The organism is Actinophytocola sp. (assembly GCF_049647105.1).
Classification (GTDB): domain Bacteria; phylum Actinomycetota; class Actinomycetes; order Mycobacteriales; family Pseudonocardiaceae; genus Actinophytocola.
The window spans coordinates 1-3,024 of sequence record NZ_JBARWZ010000243.1; the positions used below are offsets into that span (position 1 = coordinate 1).

Annotated in this window: 4 protein-coding genes; 2 read left to right on the forward strand and 2 right to left on the reverse strand. The window is 68.8% G+C overall.

Going from position 1 to position 3,024, the window contains the following annotated elements; all coding sequences use genetic code 11:
* Window positions 1-284: 284 nt before the first annotated feature.
* Both WBA97_RS28770 and WBA97_RS28775 read right to left on the reverse strand, forming a co-directional pair.
* Complete coding sequence (locus WBA97_RS28770) at window positions 285-524, reverse strand: hypothetical protein (RefSeq protein WP_424234084.1); 240 nt, start codon at window positions 522-524, stop codon at window positions 285-287.
* Between the two features lie 10 nt (window positions 525-534).
* Window positions 535-1,521: a DNA polymerase domain-containing protein gene (locus tag WBA97_RS28775; protein WP_424234085.1), complete on the reverse strand. Its 987-nt coding sequence runs from the start codon at window positions 1,519-1,521 to the stop codon at window positions 535-537.
* 113 nt (window positions 1,522-1,634) lie between these two features.
* Here WBA97_RS28775 and WBA97_RS28780 point away from each other — a divergent pair, with 113 nt between their 5' ends.
* On the forward strand, window positions 1,635-1,985 hold the full coding sequence (locus tag WBA97_RS28780; RefSeq protein ID WP_424234086.1) for a hypothetical protein: 351 nt from the start codon (window positions 1,635-1,637) through the stop codon (window positions 1,983-1,985).
* A 25-nt stretch (window positions 1,986-2,010) separates the two neighbouring features.
* The gene (locus tag WBA97_RS28785) at window positions 2,011-2,934 is read left to right on the forward strand and encodes a hypothetical protein (protein ID WP_424234087.1); all 924 of its coding nucleotides are present in this window, start codon (window positions 2,011-2,013) and stop codon (window positions 2,932-2,934) included.
* Window positions 2,935-3,024 lie beyond the last annotated feature (90 nt).

Genomic DNA, 3,024 nt, shown 5'->3' on the forward strand with positions numbered 1-3,024 from the left:
CATCTCCAAATACCAAGCTCGCGGCCCCAACATCGACCGAACCAGCTACAAAGCCACCATCAGCATCCACATCCTGACACCGGCAGACCCTTGACCAACACCACAACCACCTAACTTCACGGCCTTGGAACTAGTCCGCCTCCCCGGCATCAAAAGTGTTGATTCCGACCCAGCGCAGGCGCCGGATATCGAGGTGGTTGGTGGCTGGGTGCCGTCACGTTCCCCTGAGGTCACTGTTGGTCAAGCCCAGACCCTCGCACGAAGATCCATGGGACAGGCACTAATCAGCGCTCCGGCTTGTCGTCCGGTGACGGGGTCGGCGCCTGCCGCTCGTAGGCCTGCTGGATCTCTATCTGGGGCTCGTGCGCGGCCGGGTGCCAGATCTCGTCGATGACGCTCATCGCACCACTCATCGCGGCGCTGCCCACCCGGCGGCGCCGCATCCGGGCCGCACCGCGCACCAGTCCCCAGCAGATCGCGGCCACGACCCCCGCCACGAGCAGGAACGGCAGCAGGACGTCCATGCCGTCCACGTTACCCGGACGACTTCTCCTCAGCAGCCTTCTCCGCGGCACGCTTGCGGCGCTTGCCCTCGTGCATGGCGACGACTCGGGCGACCGGGATCTCATGCCCCTCCGCGACCAGGTCGGCGGGCAGGTCCTGGGGCGCGGGCAGCGCATCGGCCCACGGGTTCGTGTCGCCGAGCAACCCGGCCGCGTTGCGGATGGTGAAGTCGCGCGGCGTCACGTTCTCGATCTCGTCCCACGGCACCGGGAACGACACCAGCGCACCAGGGCGCACCCGGGGGCTGAACGCGGCCACGACCGTCGCGCCGCCCGCCCGGGTCGAGTCCACGAACACCTTCCCGCCGCGGTCCGCCTTGATGTACGCGGTCGTCGCGAGGTCCGGGTCGATGCGCTCCGCCCGCGCGGCGATGGCACGGGTCGCGGCCGCCGCGTCGGCCATCGCCACGTTGGCGGAGATCGGCACGAACACGTGCACACCCTTGGCGCCGCTCGTCTTCACCGCGCCGTCGAGCCCCAGGTCGTGGAGCGCCTGCCGCACCAGCAGGGCCGCCTGCACGGCGACACCGAACGTGTCGTCACCCTCCGGCGGGTCGAGGTCCAGCACCAGATGCGTCGCCTGGTAGAAGTCCGGCACCCGCCCGAGCGTCGGGTGGTACTCGACCGCACGCTGGTTCGCGAACCACACCAGCGACCTTCTGTCGTCACACAAGGCGTAGTGCACTTCGCGACGCGACGACTCCGCCCAGAATGGCGTGGTCTTCAGCCATTCCGGCGCGTACTTCGGGACGTTCTTCTGCATGAACGGATCCGTCCCCAGCCGCACGCGCACCACGGAAAGCGGGCGCTGCTCGATCTCCGGCAGCAGTCGCGTGTGGACGGCGTCGAGGTAGTCGACCAGATCACGCTTCGTCGAGTCCGCGCCATCGAACAGGGGCTGGTCGAGGTTGGTGAGCGGGACGCCGGCCAGCGACTCCGTACTCTTCGCGGCTCCCATGCGGCTCCTCAACTACCTCCGGCGGCGTACCCGGAAACGGTTCTGGAGTGGGACGACCCCACGTCCTGGACTTGCGACTGTAGACGACATCGGTCGAACGAAGGGGGAACGTGATGTCAGCACGAACGTGGACGGTGGCCGGCCTCGTCTTCGGTGCCGGGGGGATCGTCGCGCAGCAGGTCGCCGGGGTGGACATGCCCGTGGTGGCGCCGGGGCTGGTGCTCATGGTGGTGTCCGCGATCCTCATCGTGGCCACGCGGTGGCGGTGGCCGGTCGTCGTCGGCGCGCTCACGGCGGTCGCGGAGGTGGCGGCGGTCCTCGCCGGGGCGGGCAGGCTCGTCGATGTCGCCGACTCCGGGGTGGCCGCGTCGTCCTGGGTGCGGCTGGCCGGGGTTGTGCTCGCCGTGGGGGCGGGTGCGATCGCGACGATCACCGCCTACCGGAGAGAACCAGTCACCAGATGAGGTGATCTGCGGGTACGGTGCCCGCATGTCCCGACCAGGAGGACCGCACCGAGACGAGCAGTACCCGCGGCAGCCGCAGGGCGACCACCAGCGCGGGTACCCCCAGCAGCAACAGCAGCCCGCCTATGACCCGAGATACGACCAGGGTTACGCGGGCGGCGGCTATCCGAGCCAGGACCATCAGCGCGGGTACGGCGATCCGGTCACGCGACAGCCACCCCGGCGTCCCACACCCGAACGCCAGGCACCACCCGGACGCCAGGCGCCACCACCCGGACGCCAGGCGCCGTCGCCCCGCGAGCAGGCGCCGCCGCCCCGCGAGCCCGATGGCGGCGGCTTCCGCCTCCCCGGACTCGGTCTGCTGCTGAGCCTGCTCGGCCTGGTCGTGCAGGTCGTCAGCTTCACCGTGCTGCCGTGGGTGTACTCGTCGGCGAACAAGGACTCCCAGGCGCTCCCCGCCATCTGGGACCTCGCCACGAACTTCGACGCACACGGCTTCAGCGGCGCGTACGTCGTGCTGTTCAGCTACCCGCTCGCGGTACTGGGCATCCTGCTGTCGCTGGTGGCGGTCATCGAGTCGGTGGCGATGAAGGTGATCTGGGCGGCGCTCACGATCATCGGCATCGGCGTACTGGCGCTGCGTTTCGGCCCGTTCGGCGACCTGCTCTCCGGCGGCTCGGTCAACTTCTCCCGCCAGGAGATCACGTTCGCGGTCATCGCACTGGCCGCACTGGTCGTAGTGATCTTCATGCTCAAGATGGCAATGTCCACCTTCCGCCGCCTGGCCGGCCTGGTACTGCTGGTCATCGCAGGCGTACACGTAGCAGCGGTATCAAACCTGACCGACGGCTTCGCCGTCGAAGACATACAACCCGGCGCCTACGGCCCAGCCCTCGGCTACGCACTAGCAGCAGCCGCAGCCTTCATAGGCCCCAAACCCCCCACATAAACCCGCGAGTCCACGCTTCAGAACCCGCGAGTCCACGGTTCAGAACCCGCGAGTCCACGGTTCAGGACCCGCGAGTCCACGGTTCAGGAC

Coding starts and splice junctions, on each gene's coding strand:
- WBA97_RS28775 (WP_424234085.1), bottom strand. CDS start 1,521: ATGGGAGCCGCGAAGAGTACGGAGTCGCTGGCCGGCGTCCCGCTCACC.
- WBA97_RS28780 (WP_424234086.1), top strand. CDS start 1,635: ATGTCAGCACGAACGTGGACGGTGGCCGGCCTCGTCTTCGGTGCCGGG.
- WBA97_RS28770 (WP_424234084.1), bottom strand. CDS start 524: ATGGACGTCCTGCTGCCGTTCCTGCTCGTGGCGGGGGTCGTGGCCGCG.
- WBA97_RS28785 (WP_424234087.1), top strand. CDS start 2,011: ATGTCCCGACCAGGAGGACCGCACCGAGACGAGCAGTACCCGCGGCAG.